Raw genomic sequence first — 14,818 nt, 5'->3', positions numbered from 1 at the left:
GCGCTGCTCAGAGACGGCCGAAGAACTGGTTTCCGCGTGCCGAGTGCTTCTCGCTCGTGTAGTACTCCTTCATCGCGGAGCTGATCTCGTCGCGGCTCAACTGCCCGTCGCCGTCCACGTCCAGCTGGTTGAACGCCTCGTCGAAGGTCTCCCGGGGCAGGCGGAACATGCCGTGGAGCAGGGAGGTGTACTCCTCGCGCGTCAGCATGCCGTCGCCATCGCGGTCGCCGAGCTCGGTCCAGGCATTGCTCATGTTCCTGATCCGTTCCCAGATCCGGTTCTGGTCCGTGACGATCCGGGCTCGGAACGCCGCCCGGAACTCCTGCCGGTCGACCGCTCCGTCGTCGTTCTTGTCCATCTTGTGGAAGACGGCGTCCCAGAGGTCGGCCAGCGAAGTCCGGAGGCCGGCCACGGCGTCCGGGGCGTACCCGAGTGACTCGGCGAGCCTGTCCGAGAGGCCGATGACGTCCGACTTGTCGAGCCGCCCGTCGCGGTCCGAGTCGAACACATCGAACGCCCGCTCCAGCTTGATGTCCAGAAGGCTCACGACGCCGTCCCTTCACTGCATGTGGTCGCATGATTACGGTGTGAGGCGGCGCCCAGGAAACCACACGCCCTGGTCCTCGCGCATGGAAAGAGCGGCCCGACTGGGCCTTACGGGTGACGGGTGACCGGTGACGGTGGCCGTGACGGCCTGTCGCACCGCGAAGGCTTCCGACCCGTCCGGTGGGACGGGTCGGAAGCCTTCGCGGAGGCGGGGCTCACATGACCGGCTACCGCGACGCCGTGACCGCGGCGGGCGAGCGGTGCGACGGGGTGTCGGACCCGAGCGCCCCGAGGATGTCGTCCATCCGCTGCTTGGCGTCGCCGAAGAGCATCCGGGTGTTGTCCCGGTAGAAGAGGGGGTTGGGAACGCCCGCGTATCCGGTCGCCATCGAGCGCTTGAAGACGACGACGTTCTCCGCCTCCCACACCCGCAGTACCGGCATGCCGGCGATCGGGCTGCCGGGGTCCTCGGCGGCGGCCGGGTTGACGGTGTCGTTGGCGCCGATGACGAGCACGACCGTGGTGTCGGAGAGCTCGTCGTTGATCTCGTCCATTTCCAGGACGATGTCGTACGGCACCTTCGCCTCCGCCAGCAGCACGTTCATGTGCCCCGGCAGCCTTCCGGCCACGGGGTGGATCCCGAACCGTACGTTCACCCCTCGCTCGCGCAGCTTGCGGGTCAGCTCGGCGACGGGGTACTGGGCCTGTGCGACGGCCATTCCGTAGCCCGGGGCGATCACGACGGAGGAGGCGTTCTGCAGCAGTTCGGCGGTGGCTTCGGCGGTGATCTCCTGGTGCTCACCGAGGTCGGTGTCGTCGCTCGCGGCGGCCTCGACGCCGAAGCCGCCCGCGATCACGGAGATGAACGAGCGGTTCATCGCCTGGCACATGATGTAGGAGAGGTACGCGCCGGAGGAGCCGACCAGCGCTCCGGTGACGATGAGCAGGTTGTTGTTCAGCAGGAACCCGGACGCCGCCGCGGCCCAGCCGGAGTAGCTGTTGAGCATCGACACGACGACCGGCATGTCACCGCCGCCGATCGAGGCGACCAGATGCACTCCGAGGGCGAGCGCCACCGCGGTGACCGCGATGAGCAGACCGAGGCTCGGGCTGATGACGAAGAAGACCGTCAGGACCGCGAACGCGACGAGGGCCCCGAGGTTGATCAGGTTCTTGCCGGGCAGTACCAGCGGGCTGGACTTGATGCGCGCCGACAGCTTCAGGTAGGCGATGATCGATCCGCTGAAGGTGACGGCGCCGATGAATATCCCGATGAACACTTCGGCGTGGTGGATGCCGAGCAGGTCCTGGGCCACCGCGACATGCCCGGGACCCTCCGCCTCGACCTCGAAGTAGCCGTTCCAGCCGACGAGTACGGCGGCCAGGCCGACGAAGCTGTGCAGGAGGGCGATGAGCTCCGGCATGCCGGTCATCTCGACGACCCGGGCACGCCAGATCCCGACGCCCGCGCCGATCACCATGGCGACGACGAGCAGGGTCAGCCCGGTCGCGGTGATGCTGCGCGAGGCCAGGCCGATGGTGGCGGCGAGGGCGATCACCATGCCGGAGGCGCCGAACACGAGCCCCGAACGGGAGCTTTCGTGCTTCGAGAGCCCGGCGAGGCTGAGGATGAACAGGAGTGCGGCGACGATGTAAGCGGCCTGCGCGGCCGTGGCGGCAGTCATGGGGGGATCAGCCTCTCGAGAACATGGCGAGCATGCGGCGGGTGACCGCGAATCCGCCGAAGATGTTGATGCTGGCCAGCAGGATCGCGACGGACGACAGCACGGTGATCGTGATGTCCGTGTGGGCGATCTGCAGGAGGGCGCCCACGACGACGATTCCGGAGATGGCGTTCGTGACCGACATGAGTGGTGTGTGCAGGGCGTGGTGCACCTTGCCGATGACGTAGTAGCCGATGACGATCGCGAGCACGAAGACGGTGAAGTTGCCGATCAGCTGCGACGGGGAGAAGGCGGTCAGCAGGAAGAGCGCGGCCATCCCGGTACCGGCGAGCGCGTACTTCGCCGCCGCGGACATCGGCTTCTTTTCGGGTGCGACGGCCTTCACGGCCACCGGTGCCTGCGCCGCCGGAGCGGCGGACACCTGTACCGGTGGCGGGGGCCAGGTCGTCTCGCCGTCGCGCACCACGGTCATGGACCGCTGGACCACGTCTTCGAAGTCGATCCGGTGCCGGCCGTCCTTGGCCGGCGTGAGCAGCTTCATCAGGTTGACGAGGTTCGTGCCGTACAGCTGCGACGCCTGGGCCGGCAGTCGGCTGGGCAGGTCGGTGTAGCCGACGATCGTGACGCCGTTGTCGGTGACGACCACCTCGCCCGCGACGGTGCCGGCGACGTTCCCGCCCTGCGCCGCGGCCATGTCGACGATCACGCTGCCGGGCCGCATGCTCGCGACGTCCTGCGCGGTGAGCAGCTTCGGCGCCGGCCTTCCGGGGATCAGCGCGGTGGTGATGACGATGTCGACGTCGGCGGCCTGCTCGGTGTAGATCTCCGCGGCCCGACGGTCGTATTCCTCCGAGGTCGCCTTCGCGTACCCGTCGGTGCTGGTCCCGTGCTCCACCTCGACGCCGAGGAACTCGCCGCCGAGCGAACGGACCTGCTCCGCCACCTCCGGCCGCGGATCGGTGGCGCGAACGATCGCGCCCAGGCTGCTGGCGGCGCCGATGGCGGCGAGTCCCGCCACGCCGGCGCCCGCGACGAGCACCTTCGCCGGCGGAACCTTTCCGGCCGCGGTCACCTGTCCGGTGAAGAACCGGCCGAACACGTGCGCCGCCTCGATGACCGCGCGGTAGCCGGCGATGTTGGCCATGGAGCTGAGCACGTCCAGGGACTGGGCTCGCGAGATCCGCGGGACCGCGTCCATGGCGAGCACCGTGATCGGACGGCGCCCGAGTTCGTCCACCAGGTCGGGGTTGAGCGCCGGGCCGATCAGGCTGACCAGCGTCGCCCCGTCGCACAGTCTCCGGATCTCGTCGCCGGACGGTGCGTTGACCTTCAGTACGACGTCGGTGCTCCAGGCGTCCCCGACCTTCGCGCTCTGCGCCACGTACGCGTCGTCCGAGAAACCGGAGGCCGTACCCGCTCCCGACTCGACGACGACCTCGTAGCCCAGCGCGACCAGCTGGCGCACGGTCGCGGGCGTGGCCGCCACACGCGTCTCTCCCGGGCTTGTCTCGGCTACGACACCGATCCGCTGCGGTGCGGGATGACCCATGGTTTTACCTCCCTTGTGATGGAACGTGAATGTGGAACGGAGCCGACAGCGGCCACAGTCCGAGGTCGCGGCCGATCAGTCCTTCACGACCTCGTGCGAGCCCGCCCAGATCTTGGGCACGCGGGAGCCCATCCGGGCACGTACGACCCGGCACTCCGTCATGTATCCGTGCCCGCCGAAGATCTGGACGCGGGGGCCGATGCGGTCGGTACGCTTCCGTCACGGCTTCGCATCGCAGGACGCGGTGCACGACACCGTCGCCGGCAGGGAGGCCGGCCGGGCGTGAGGGCAGGGTCGTGCCCGGCCTCCGCTTCCGCCGCGGAGTCAGGGGGAGGGCGGCGTCCAGTTCGGATCGCGCCCGCTCAGCCCGACTGCCCGGTCGAGCAGCGGGGCGTCGTCCGGTACGGGTACGACGGCTCCGAAGATGCCCCCGCCGCGTCCCTCGTCCTCGGCTGCTTCCAGCAGGAACGCGTGCGAGGCGCGCAGCGCGGCCTGGTCGGGTGCGTACGTCTGGCCGGTGGCCCTGGCCAGGTCCCAGCCGTGGATGACCAGTTCGTCGGCCGCGACCACGACCGCGATGGCGGCGGGAAGGTCCACGCCTCCCGCACGGGTCATGCCGGTCCGGGCGGCCGGCTGCCGCCAGGCCTCGGCCAGTTCGTCGAGGACCCGGGGCAGCCCCTCGCGCCAGTCGGCGGGCAGGGAGGGGGTGGTGCTGCCGGGCGCCGTGTCCGTCGTGGGGCCCAGGTCCTTGCGGGCGGCGTCGCGGAACGCGACGGTGAGGCCGGTGAGGTGGCCCAGTAGATCGCGGACCGTGTAGCCGGGGCAGGGCGTCCGGTCGGCGAGCGCCGCCTCCGGGACGGCCGTCGCGAGACGGGCCACGAGCCGGGCCTGGGGTCCGAGGTCGACAGGCGTCGTGTCGGTCATCTGCCGCTCCCTCCGGGGTACTGGGCCTGAAGGGTAGGCCGGTGACGGAGCCGGGAGCCATCGCCACACGGGACGGATCCCTCACGTCCGCACAACGGCGTACACCGCCGCGAGGGCATCGCCCCGACGACCATCAGCTACTCGCAAGACTCTTGCTATTGCACATCATTTGCAATAGACCTTGGTGGCCCTGATCCATCGCCTGCCCAGGATGCGGAGCACGCCATGCCCCACCTGCTGCCGGACCCCGGCCCGCAGCGCACCATCGCCGCCTCGAACTTCGTCTACACCGTCGGCAGTGGCCTCTATCTGACCGCGGGGGTGCTCTACTTCACCCAGGCGGTCCACCTGCCGGCAGCCCAGGTGGGTCTCGGACTCGGGATCGCAGGCGCTCTCGCACTCGCGGTGGGGATAGCGGTCGGTCACCTCGCGGACCGGCGGGGTGCAAGGGGTGTGTACGCCGCCACCCTCGTCGTCCAGGCGCTGGCCACGGCGGGCTTCCTGCTGGCAGAGAGCTTTTGGCCGTTCGTGGTCGCGGTGTGCGCGGCCACCGCGGCGAAAGGGGCCGGGCTGGCCGCACGCAGTCCGATCATCCGGTACCACGGAGGGGACAGGCCGCAGGAGTTCCGCGCCCATCTGCGCGCCGTGACCAACATCGGCATCTCCCTGGGCGCGGTGCTGGCGGGCTGGGCCGTACAGGTCGGCACCCACAGCGCCTACCAACTCCTCGTCATCGGGAACGCGGTCGCCTTCGCCGCCTCCGCGGCCATCGTGTTCCGCCTGCGCCCCGTCAAGCCCGAGCCGGCCGTGCGCGGACCGCGCTGGATCGCACTGCGGGACCGGCCCTACCTCGCCCTCACCGCCCTGGACGGCATCATGGCCATCCAGTTCAAGGTGCTCACCGTCGCCGTGCCCCTCTGGCTGATCGCGGCCACCGCAGCCCCCCACTGGCTCATCGCGGGCACCATGCTGCTGAACACCGTCGTCGTCATCGCCTGCCAGATGCGGGCCAGCCGGAGCATCGACACCCCCGCGGCCGGCGGACTCGCCTACCGCCGGTCCGGCTTCGCCTTCCTCCTGGCCTGCGTGCTGATCTCGCTGTCCGCGGACATTCCCGCCTGGGCCGCGGCGACCCTCCTGCTGGCCGGAGTCACCGTCCACACGATCGGTGAACTGTGGCATTCCGCCGCCGGGTTCGAGATCTCCTTCGCCCTCGCGCCCCAGCGGGCCACCGGCCAGTACCTGGGCGTCTTCGGCCTCGGCGCCGGCCTCGCCGAGGCCGTCGGCCCCGCGCTGCTCATCTCCCTGTGCATTACGTGGGGCCGCCCCGGCTGGTACGTCGTGGGAGCCCTGTTCGCCCTCACGGGCCTGGCCGCCCCGCTCGCCGTCCGGTGGGCGGAGCGCCAACGGCCCGGCGCTCAGCCGCAGCCCGAGAGCGCGGAGGAGCGGGTAGCCGCCTGAGGGGGGCCACTCGTCCGTCGCCCGCCGGTGAGACCGGCGACGCTACGCGGGCTGGGCGAGCCGCTCGCGCGGTGCCAGCGGAACCTCGGCCCACACCTGCTTGCCGCTGCTGAGCGGTACCGACCCCCAGGACGCCGTCGTCGCCTCGACGATGAGGATGCCGCGGCCCCCGGTCGCCGACCAGTCCACGTCCGTGGGCTTGACCGGGCTGCGGGGCGAGGAGTCGTTCACGGCGATCCGCAGCCGGTCCGCGGACAGCGTCAGATCCAGCTGCACCTCACCCTGCGTATGGGCGATCGCATTGGTGACCAGCTCGGAGACGACCAGCAGGGCGATGTCGAGTTCCTCTTCCACACCCCACGAGCGCAGGGTACGCGCGGCGAAACGGCGAGCGTGCAGGACGGCGTTGGGGAGCCGCCAGACGGTCCAGCTCGTCCGCGTCGGCCGGACGCGGGTGCCGTCGTAGCGCAGGAGCAGCAGCGCCACGTCGTCGTCCCGCCGGTTGACGCCCGAAAGCAGTTCGTCGGCCACCATCCCCGGGTCGGACGGGTCCGCCGTGGCCAGTACGTCGCACACCCGGCGCATGCCGTCCTCCAGACGGACGTTGGACGACTCGACCATCCCGTCCGTCAACAGGGCCAGCAGGGTCCCCGGTACCAGGCCGAATTCCGTCATGGGGAATTCGGTGTCCGTGACCACTCCCAGGGGCGGTCCTCCCTCGACCGCGAACTCCTCGGCGCTGCCGTCGGGATAGCGCAGGATCGGCTGCAAGTGGCCGGCGCGGACGAACAAGGCGATGCCCTCCTCCATGTCCAGGTCCACGTACAGACAGGTGGCGAACAGGTCCGTCTCCATGCCGACGAGCAGCCGGTTGGCCCGGGCGATGACCACATCGGGCGGATGGCGCTCCACCGCGTAGGCCCGCACGGCCGTCCGTATCTGGCCCATGATGGTCGCGGCTCCGGCGCTGTGTCCCTGCACGTCGCCGATGACGAGGGCCACGTGGCCGTCGTTGAGCGGGATGACGTCGTACCAGTCGCCGCCCACTTCGAGCCCCACCGTCGCGGGCAGGTACCGGGCGACGGCCATCCCGCCCGGCAGCGAAGGCAGTTTGCGCGGCAGCAGGCTGCGCTGGAGCATCGTGGCGAGTTCGTGGCCGGCGTCGAGCGCGTGGGCGCGCGTCAGCGCCTGCCCCACCAGCCCCGCGGTGGCCGTCAGCAGCGAGCGCTCCTCCGGCCCGAACCGGTGCTCACCGTCCCATCCCACGAGGCAGACCCCGACCATCCGGCCGTCCGCCGGCAGTGGCAGGACGGCGAGGCCCCCGGGGCCGATCCCCGCGAGAGCGGGTTCGAGGTCCGCACCCGGCGGCCAGAGGCTCACATGGCCCTCCCGGAGCGCGTTCTGCAGCGTGGGCAGGTCGTGCATCGAGGCGTCCGGCCACTCCGATCGCCATTCCGAACGCCACATCCCCGGCCAGGCCCGCGGCTCGGGAGGATCGAGGACCGTCACCACGAGCCGGTCGGCCTCCACCTCTGCGACCGCCACCCGGCTCGCGTCCAGCGGGCCGCTCAGGGAGTTGACGACGATCTGGCTCACGTCCCTGATGGTCGTCGCGCCGGCCAGCTTGGTGGACAGCCGCTGCACGATGGAGACTTCGTCGGCGCTCGGGCGCAGATAGGAGGCGTCGGCCACCACGCCGAGGACCCGCACGGGGTTGCCGTCGTCGTCCGTCATCACCCGGCACCGCAGGCCCAGCCAGCGCAGTTCGCCTCCCGGCCTGCGGATGCGGAACGCCAGCTGCTGGGGATCCGTCGTCAGCCTGTCCGGCTCCAGGATGGCCATCAGCGCGGGGACGTCGTCCGGAACGGCGCTCGCGAGCAGCATCTCCACGCTGCCGCCGAACTGATCCGGCGGGATGCCGAGCAGCTCCAGGACGCGCGCGTGCACCTCCATGCGGCCGGACGCGAGGTCCAGGATGAACGCGCCGCCCCGGAGCGGCACCAGCGAGTGTCCCAGTACGGGGCGCGGGGCAGTGCGCCCGGGCGCGTGGGCGGCCACCGATTCGAGTCCGGCACCGACCTGGTCGGCGTACAGCTCCAGCAGGCTCCGGCGGTCGCTGCTGAACCCGTCGGGGACCTCGCCGGCGACGATCAGGCAGCCCAGCTCCTTGGCGCCGTGCCCGAGCGGCAGGGCGCCGAGCGAGAGCTTGGCCGGCGACGCCCGGACGGAGTCGTCCCGTACCCGGCCGGGGAAGTGGTGCGGGTCCTCCTCCACGTACGCGGCGAGCGCCTTCGGGGTCAGCCACAGCGGGCGGCCCGAGCGGTAGGCCTCGGCGGCGGGAGAGTGCCCGTCCACGGAGAGGACCGCGGGCAGCCCGTAGAGCATGGAGCGGTTCCCGGTCATCTCGGCCAGATGGAGTTCCTTGCGGCCTTCGGCGAGCACGTAGACAGCGGCCAGCTCAGCCCCGCAGAACGCAAAGCGCTGCCTCGTCACGGTCTGTAATGCCCTCCTGCGCGGGCAGCCACGGTCGACCGCCTCCCTCCATGCTGTCGCGCCTTGCACCATCGGCGCGAGTCAGGAGCCGACGGGGCCTCGGTGGGGGCCGTGGAGCCGTGGGTCGCCGAGCCGCGTGAGCGAGCCCGCTCGCTGCCGTCGCCGGCTTCCGCCGTACCCGCGGAACCGCCTGCTTCGACGGCCGCCGCTCGGCCGGAGGCATCCCCGGGCCAGGAGTTTTGGATCACGGCTTGGCCGGCGTCGGCGGGGGGCCTACTGCCACAAGATCGGCGTCACCTCGTGGGCCGGCGCCGCCTGCGGCCTGGGCGCCCCGCTGCTGTACGCCGCCTTGGGCCGTGCCGCGCGGCGGTCGGGGCCGACCGGCGTGGCGGCCACCACCCGCTCCTCGCGTAGGCGGAGACCCGGGTCGGGGCGGGCCGGGCGGGGCGTCGCGCGGAGGATGCGGGCACCGCCGTGCTCCGTCCGCCGGGCCGGGAGGCGGTCAACGCGATCCGACGTGTGGGGCGCCTGCGCGCTCCAGCCCCCAGCGGTGCAGCCGGTCGCCGTCGTGCGTGAGCCAGGTGCCGTCCCGCAGCACGGTGACGTCCTCGCCCACCGGCGCCGGGTAGTCCAGTCGGCCGAGCGGACGCAGCGAGTCCGCGCTCACCAGCCAGTGCCGGATCTCCGGCGCCCCGACCTTCGGGTACACCCGGCCCGGGACCAGCACGTGGCGCGCGTCCAGGACCTCGGCGGAGAAGAACTCGTCGTCCTCCGGGGCAACGGCCAGCTCCGCCAGGTCCAGCAGAGCCACCTGCTCCCCGGAGTCGAGGTCGTACGCCGCCAGCTCGTCGCGGTCATCGTCGGGGAACACGTGCTCGGCGTACCGCTGGGTCAGCACGCGGGAGCCCGGGAGGAAGCCCGCCAGCGAATGCATCCACGTGCCGCCGAAGATCCGGAGACCATCGGCGCGCGGCTCGGCCCACCAGGTCGACCAGCTCTGCCAGGCGGTCCAGCAGGACACCACCACGGCGCCGCCGTCCGGATGCCAGGACGACACCGCGGCCGACGCCAGTGAACGGAGCTGCTGCCGGCCGAGCACCTCGCCCGTCGCCGCGTCCAGGAGCAGCAGGTCGTCCCAGGCGTAGTTGCGGTCCGGCTCCAGGTCGTAGACCAGGGCGGCCTTAGCCTTGTCGGGTTCCAGCACCGGCACGACGGCGCTCACCAGCCGTCCGTCCGGGCTGACTGCCGGGGCGGAGTGCGCCCGTGCGGAGCCGTGCCACGGGGCGTGGGGGAGCTCCCAGCGTGTTGCGCCGTCGGAGCCCAGAGCCCGCACCGACGCCGCCCCGGCCACCACGAATCCGCCGTCGGGTGTGGGGACCGCCCGCTCGTCGTCCTTCGTGGGCAGGGCGGCGATCGCACTTGCGGTCATGCCCGCGAGGAAGTCCGCGCCGTCATGGACCTCCAGCAGGCCGGGCGTCCGAACGACGAGCCGTCCTCCGGCGACCGCCTGGAGCGTGCCCCGCGCCCGTATCGTGCCGAGCGGCACCACGTCGATCCGTTCATCCCCCATGGTGTTCATGACGTGCATGTTCGCAAGGGCCGCGCGGGCTCCGCCATCGGTTTCCGCGGCTGGTGTCGGCCATCGGCTCCACCACCGGTGCACGATCTCGCCGGCGCGGTGGGCGACGCTGAGGACCCCGCGGGCATTATCCGGGTGTGGCCGGCCCGAGGAGCTGCCAGAGTCACCGTCGTGACCTTGATGAACCTGCTCGTCGACTTCGCCCGGACCGGCCGCATGGGCCCTCTTCACTGCGGCATGCCGCTGAGCGAGGCCGAGGATCTCCTGGGCCCGGGACGGCCGCACCCGGTTATCCGCATGAGACCGGACATCGACGGCTACCCCTATGCCTGGAACGACCTGGAGCTGGTCGTCACCCAACGCGTCGTCAGCGGAATCTGGATCAGGTCCTGGCCGGGCTCGATGGCCAAGTTGCCGTCCCTGGTCTTGCCGGACTCGGAGTCCTACCCGTCCACCGTGCTCCGAGAGGATCTGATCGCCGGCCTTGATGCCGTCGATTGCCGTCACGAAGTCAACGACCGCCTCACGTTCGACGAGCAGTCCAGTATCCTGACCCAACCTGCGGACGTCTGCGCGGTGTTCTTCAAGCCTGGTCGTGACGAGCACGTGCCCGATCGTGAACGCCACTACCTCGGCGTGATCCATCGGCACACCGCTTGACCTCTCGGCTACCGCCTCGCGCACTCCCGGCGATCGCGGGTCGTGGCTCGTTGGTGAGGCCGGCCGCGATCCGCCGGGTGCCCCCCGCTCCGGCAGGCGTCCCCGGGTCCTACGCGACCTTGGGACCGCAGCGCATGCCGATGTAGACGCAGCCCGTGCCGTCGGGCAGGGTGGAGAAGATCACCGGCATGTAGTCCTCGCTGAACGCAGCGCCCACCCCGGTGCCGGCGAAGACCGTCTCCGTCACCGGCAGCAGATCGATCCGAAGGGGTTCGGAGAAGTCCTTCATGCCGTCGACGAATTCGTACAGCGCGCGGCCCGCGCCGTCCCGCTCGGTCACGGTGATGACCACGCCCTCACGCCGGTAGGTGCCCACCAGGGGTGCGAAATCGACCGCGGGCGGCTGGGCCGGCGGCGCGAAGGGCTCCGGCATGGTCACCCCGGCGAGTTCGGCGAGGAGTTCACGGTAGAGCGCCGCGTACACCTCCCGCGCACCGCCGCCGTTGGTGAGCAGCGCGACCGCGACGCCCGCCGACGGCACCACGCGCAGGTAGCCGTACTGCCCGATGGACGCGCCGTCGTGCCCGTAGCCCGGGACACCGTTCCAGTCGTACAGGGTCCAGCCCAGGCCCCAGCCGTCCGAGCTGACCGTCCACTTGTCGGGACAGTCCACCACCCGGTGCTGCATCAGCGCGACCGTCTCCCCGGAGAGCACGCGGGTGCCGTCCTCGGCCACGCCCCCGGCCAGGTGCATCCGCGCGAGCCGGGCGAGGTCTCCGGCGGTGGCGATGACCCTGCCGTAGGGGCCCGCGGAGCGCGGCATCATGTCCCATTGCGGTGCCGGGTCCGGATCCTGGCCCGGCTCGCCGAGGTGTCCCATCGCCGCCCGGAACCGCAGCGCCTCCTCGGGCAGCGTCATGGTGCGGGTGAGTCCGAGCGGGGTCAGCAGCAGGTCCCTCAGCGCCTGGTCCCAGACCTTGCCGGTCACCACCTCGATGATCCGGCCGAGTACGTTGTAGCCGACGCTGCTGTAGGAAATCGTGGAGCCGGGCGGGCAGTCGAGCGCCACGCCCTTCGCGGCCTCGACGTACTGGGCGAGGCAGTCGTCACCGCGCCCGCTGTCGTGGGTGAAGTCGCAGGTGAGACCACCGGTGTGGCTGAGCAGCCGGCGCGTGGTGATCGCCCTGGTCGCGTCGGGGTCGGCGACCGAGAACTCCGGCAGTACGTCGACGACCGGTGCGTCCAGGTCCAGTTCACCCGATTCGGCGAGTTGCATGATCAGGGTGGCGGTGTAGACCTTGGCTATCGAGCCCATCTGGAAGACGGAGTCGGTCGTCACCTCCACGCCCGTTCCACGGTGGAGCATGCCGCTGGCCAGTTCGTGGACGGTTCCGTCGACGAGGAGCGCGAGGGACGCGCCGGGGACGTGGTGCTCGGCGCGCAGCGCGTCGAGTCGGGCCTGCCAGTGGCCGAGGTCCGGTCTCCGGCCCGCGGAATCCCGGGACCCCCATGCGCCCGCGGCGTTCCAGTCGCCCCGCTCGTCCCAGCTCACGTTCTTCGGCATGTCCGCTCCCATCCGATGTGATGTGTGGTGCGTTCTTACGTTGACAACGCCCGGCTGCGCCGCCCCCGGGCGAGGAGGCAGGTGAGGGCGCCCAGGAGGAAGCCGTACACGGATACCAGTCCGTGGCCGTTGGACTGGGCGAACCACATGGCCAGGCCGAGCACCGGAACGCCTGCGGCCAACAGGGCTTCCTTGCCCCGCGCCTCGCCCCGGGCGGTCCGGATGACGCGGACGAGCAGGGCCGAGGCCAGGGTCGCGCCGAGGAAGTAGGTGGCTCCCGAACTGCCCGCGAAGTTGCGCGGGTCGGTGCTGTGGTGACCACCTGCGCCGACCAGGCCGTCGATGTGCTCGGGCAGCAGGATCCCCGCGAGGAACAGGCCCAGAGTGAGCGGGGCGCCCCAGAACCAGTCGGCCAGGGCGGCGATGACCGCGAGCGTGGCGATGTTCCAGGCCCCGCCGAACAGTCCGCCGTTCTGCATGAACACCGAGGTGACGACCCGCCACCAGCCGGACTTGGCAGGGTCGCTGTCGAAGGTGTCCATCGCGCCGGCCCAGCACAGCTGGAGCGCCACGCCGCTCAGCGCGAGCCCGGTCAGGGCCACCGCCGCCCAGGGAACGCGCCGCCCGCGCAGGGTGTCCTCGCCCAGCAGGGCCAGTCCGCCCTTGAACATCAAGACCATCATCGCCGCCGTGGTCACGTTGAACACCAGCGTGCCCATCGTCACCACCCCCTTCAGTCCCCGTGGCTTCCAGCGGGGACGACAGTAGCCCCGTGATCAGCCAAATTCAAACAGTGTTAGAAAATCGCGGTAGGCTGCCCCTCGTGAAGCTGACAGTGGAGAGGATCATCGACGCCGGCATGGCGGTGTTCGCCGAAACCGGCTACCACGGACTGTCCATGAGGCGCGTCGCGCAGCGACTCGACGCCCAGGCGGGGAGCCTGTACTACCACGTGCCGAACAAGAGCGCCCTGGTACAGCTCATGGCGGACCGCGTCGCCCGGCAGGCCTACGACGCCGGCACCACCGCCCTGGACGAGCTGGACCCCGGGGCGGACTGGCGGCAACGGATCGAAGCCCAGCTGGTGACGCTCCGCCACAGCATCCGCCGCCATGCCGGCGGCCCGGTCATGCTCGCCGACAGCCCGAAAGTCCTCAGCCCCGGCGCGCTGTCCTTGATGGAGCGGCTGCTGGAGACCCTGCGCGAGGCAGGGGTACCGGCCGCGCACCGCGGTGTCGGCGCGGACGCACTGCTCAGCCATGTCACGGGATTCGTCCTCCAGGAACAGAGCCAGTCGCCCACGGTGGCCGTGAGCGCCGACGACGCCGCCGCCTTGCGGGAGCGCTTCCCCATGACCGTCGCAGAGGCCGGCACCCTCACGGAGGACGAGAAGTTCACCCGCAGCGTCCGGCTCCTGTGCGCGGGCATCGAAACGCTCATCGAGCCGACCCGGCGGTAGCGTCCGGGGCCGGTACGTCTCCCTTTCGGCCCGGAAGCCGTACGGTCGAGGTGTGGACGACCGTGACGAGGTCCGCGAGTTCCTCACCTCGCGGCGAGCGACGATCGCCCCCGAGCAGGCCGGGCCGGCCTCCGGCGGCAGTCGACGGGCCCAGGGGCGACTCCGGAGCGCGGTCGCCTCGCGTGTGGGAGGAGCGGTGCGATGGTGAGCCGGATTCTGGTGACGGGGTCCACGGAGGGTCTCGGCCGGGCCGCGGCGGACTCGCTGCTGAGCGAGGGACACGACGTCGTGGTCCACGCCCGGAACGAGCAGCGCGCGGCGGACCTCCAGGAGCTGGTCGGCCGCGGAGCGGGCCTCGTCGTGGGCGACTTCGCCGAGCGGGACGCCGTACGGCGCATCGCCGCCGAGCTGAACGACACGAGGCCGCTCGACGCGGTCATCCACAACGCCGGCGTGTACCGGGGGCCGGACATCATGCCGGTCAACATCATCGCGCCGTACCTGCTCACGGCTCTGCTCCGCGCCCCGCGCCGACTCGTGTATCTGAGCAGCGGCTCGCACTTCGACGGGAGCCCCACGCTCGCCGGGGTCGACTGGCGGGGGAAGGGCCCGGGGTCGTACGCCGACAGCAAGCTGTTCGTCACCGCGCTCGCCGCCGCGGTGGCACGTCTGCGTCCCGGCGTGCTGAGCAACGCCGTGGATCCGGGGTGGGTACCGACCAGGATGGGCGGCCCCCACGCGCCGGACGATCTCGAACTCGGACACCGCACGCAGGAGTGGCTCGCGGTCGACGATGATCCCGGGGCCCAGACGAGCGGCGGGGAATGGGACCACCCCCGGCGGGGCGGGCCGCACCCCTCCCTCCCCGAAGAGGGGGTTCAGGACCGGCTCCCTCGGG

General features: G+C 71.3%; 14 protein-coding genes. 4 read left to right on the top strand and 10 right to left on the bottom strand.

Annotated features, from left to right (window positions below; translation table 11 throughout):
* Nucleotides 1-7: 7 nt before the first annotated feature.
* The 5 genes from ADK52_RS14480 to ADK52_RS14460 all read right to left on the bottom strand — a co-directional run bounded on the left by ADK52_RS14480 (nucleotide 8) and on the right by ADK52_RS14460 (nucleotide 4,704).
* On the bottom strand, nucleotides 8-547 hold the full coding sequence (locus ADK52_RS14480) for an EF-hand domain-containing protein (protein WP_053690196.1): 540 nt from the start codon (nucleotides 545-547) through the stop codon (nucleotides 8-10).
* Between the two features lie 226 nt (nucleotides 548-773).
* Complete coding sequence (pntB, locus tag ADK52_RS14475) at nucleotides 774-2,231, bottom strand: Re/Si-specific NAD(P)(+) transhydrogenase subunit beta (RefSeq protein ID WP_053690195.1); 1,458 nt, start codon at nucleotides 2,229-2,231, stop codon at nucleotides 774-776.
* 7 nt (nucleotides 2,232-2,238) lie between these two features.
* The gene (locus ADK52_RS14470; RefSeq protein WP_053690194.1) at nucleotides 2,239-3,780 is read right to left on the bottom strand and encodes a Re/Si-specific NAD(P)(+) transhydrogenase subunit alpha; all 1,542 of its coding nucleotides are present in this window, start codon (nucleotides 3,778-3,780) and stop codon (nucleotides 2,239-2,241) included.
* Between the two features lie 75 nt (nucleotides 3,781-3,855).
* Nucleotides 3,856-3,963 (bottom strand): hypothetical protein, encoded by a 108-nt coding sequence (locus ADK52_RS45045; RefSeq protein ID WP_420714875.1) that lies wholly within the window; start codon nucleotides 3,961-3,963, stop codon nucleotides 3,856-3,858.
* Nucleotides 3,964-4,104: 141 nt separating this feature from the next.
* Entirely contained in the window at nucleotides 4,105-4,704 is a 600-nt protein-coding gene (locus ADK52_RS14460; protein WP_053690192.1) for a TIGR03086 family metal-binding protein, read from the bottom strand.
* A 225-nt stretch (nucleotides 4,705-4,929) separates the two neighbouring features.
* Between ADK52_RS14460 and ADK52_RS14455 the strand changes: the two genes are divergently transcribed.
* Complete coding sequence (locus tag ADK52_RS14455) at nucleotides 4,930-6,165, top strand: MFS transporter (RefSeq protein WP_053690191.1); 1,236 nt, start codon at nucleotides 4,930-4,932, stop codon at nucleotides 6,163-6,165.
* Between the two features lie 42 nt (nucleotides 6,166-6,207).
* Here the strand turns inward: ADK52_RS14455 and ADK52_RS14450 are convergent, their stop codons facing one another.
* The 3 genes from ADK52_RS14450 to ADK52_RS41505 form a co-directional block, all read right to left on the bottom strand.
* The gene (locus ADK52_RS14450; protein WP_053690190.1) at nucleotides 6,208-8,658 is read right to left on the bottom strand and encodes a SpoIIE family protein phosphatase; all 2,451 of its coding nucleotides are present in this window, start codon (nucleotides 8,656-8,658) and stop codon (nucleotides 6,208-6,210) included.
* A gap of 273 nt (nucleotides 8,659-8,931) precedes the next feature.
* On the bottom strand, nucleotides 8,932-9,054 hold the full coding sequence (locus ADK52_RS44475) for a hypothetical protein (protein WP_267887258.1): 123 nt from the start codon (nucleotides 9,052-9,054) through the stop codon (nucleotides 8,932-8,934).
* A 106-nt stretch (nucleotides 9,055-9,160) separates the two neighbouring features.
* Nucleotides 9,161-10,237: a hypothetical protein gene (locus ADK52_RS41505; RefSeq protein WP_159045951.1), complete on the bottom strand. Its 1,077-nt coding sequence runs from the start codon at nucleotides 10,235-10,237 to the stop codon at nucleotides 9,161-9,163.
* 180 nt (nucleotides 10,238-10,417) lie between these two features.
* Here ADK52_RS41505 and ADK52_RS14440 point away from each other — a divergent pair, with 180 nt between their 5' ends.
* Nucleotides 10,418-10,897, top strand: coding sequence for a hypothetical protein (locus ADK52_RS14440; protein ID WP_420714874.1), 480 nt, complete (start codon nucleotides 10,418-10,420; stop codon nucleotides 10,895-10,897).
* A gap of 109 nt (nucleotides 10,898-11,006) precedes the next feature.
* Here ADK52_RS14440 and ADK52_RS14435 read toward each other — a convergent pair whose 3' ends face one another.
* The gene (locus tag ADK52_RS14435; protein ID WP_053690263.1) at nucleotides 11,007-12,461 is read right to left on the bottom strand and encodes a serine hydrolase domain-containing protein; all 1,455 of its coding nucleotides are present in this window, start codon (nucleotides 12,459-12,461) and stop codon (nucleotides 11,007-11,009) included.
* A 35-nt stretch (nucleotides 12,462-12,496) separates the two neighbouring features.
* Complete coding sequence (locus ADK52_RS14430) at nucleotides 12,497-13,180, bottom strand: hypothetical protein (protein ID WP_199828503.1); 684 nt, start codon at nucleotides 13,178-13,180, stop codon at nucleotides 12,497-12,499.
* Nucleotides 13,181-13,284: 104 nt separating this feature from the next.
* Between ADK52_RS14430 and ADK52_RS14425 the strand changes: the two genes are divergently transcribed.
* A complete protein-coding gene (locus ADK52_RS14425) occupies nucleotides 13,285-13,920 on the top strand; it encodes a TetR/AcrR family transcriptional regulator (protein ID WP_053690187.1) in 636 nt (211 codons plus the stop codon).
* 204 nt (nucleotides 13,921-14,124) lie between these two features.
* Nucleotides 14,125-14,818 (top strand): SDR family NAD(P)-dependent oxidoreductase (locus tag ADK52_RS14420; protein WP_053690186.1); only part of this gene is annotated, 694 nt, incomplete at its 3' end.

Source organism: Streptomyces sp. WM6372 (genome assembly GCF_001279655.1).
Taxonomy (GTDB): Bacteria; Actinomycetota; Actinomycetes; order Streptomycetales; family Streptomycetaceae; genus Streptomyces.
This window is presented reverse-complemented; position numbering and strand designations above follow the sequence as displayed.

Bases quoted from the DNA above. Each gene is read 5' to 3' on its own strand.
- pntB (WP_053690195.1), bottom strand. From the start codon at position 2,231: ATGACTGCCGCCACGGCCGCGCAGGCCGCTTACATCGTCGCCGCACTC.
- ADK52_RS14470 (WP_053690194.1), bottom strand. From the start codon at position 3,780: ATGGGTCATCCCGCACCGCAGCGGATCGGTGTCGTAGCCGAGACAAGC.
- ADK52_RS14460 (WP_053690192.1), bottom strand. From the start codon at position 4,704: ATGACCGACACGACGCCTGTCGACCTCGGACCCCAGGCCCGGCTCGTG.
- ADK52_RS14455 (WP_053690191.1), top strand. From the start codon at position 4,930: ATGCCCCACCTGCTGCCGGACCCCGGCCCGCAGCGCACCATCGCCGCC.
- ADK52_RS41505 (WP_159045951.1), bottom strand. From the start codon at position 10,237: ATGAACACCATGGGGGATGAACGGATCGACGTGGTGCCGCTCGGCACG.
- ADK52_RS14440 (WP_420714874.1), top strand. From the start codon at position 10,418: ATGAACCTGCTCGTCGACTTCGCCCGGACCGGCCGCATGGGCCCTCTT.
- ADK52_RS14435 (WP_053690263.1), bottom strand. From the start codon at position 12,461: ATGCCGAAGAACGTGAGCTGGGACGAGCGGGGCGACTGGAACGCCGCG.
- ADK52_RS14430 (WP_199828503.1), bottom strand. From the start codon at position 13,180: ATGGGCACGCTGGTGTTCAACGTGACCACGGCGGCGATGATGGTCTTG.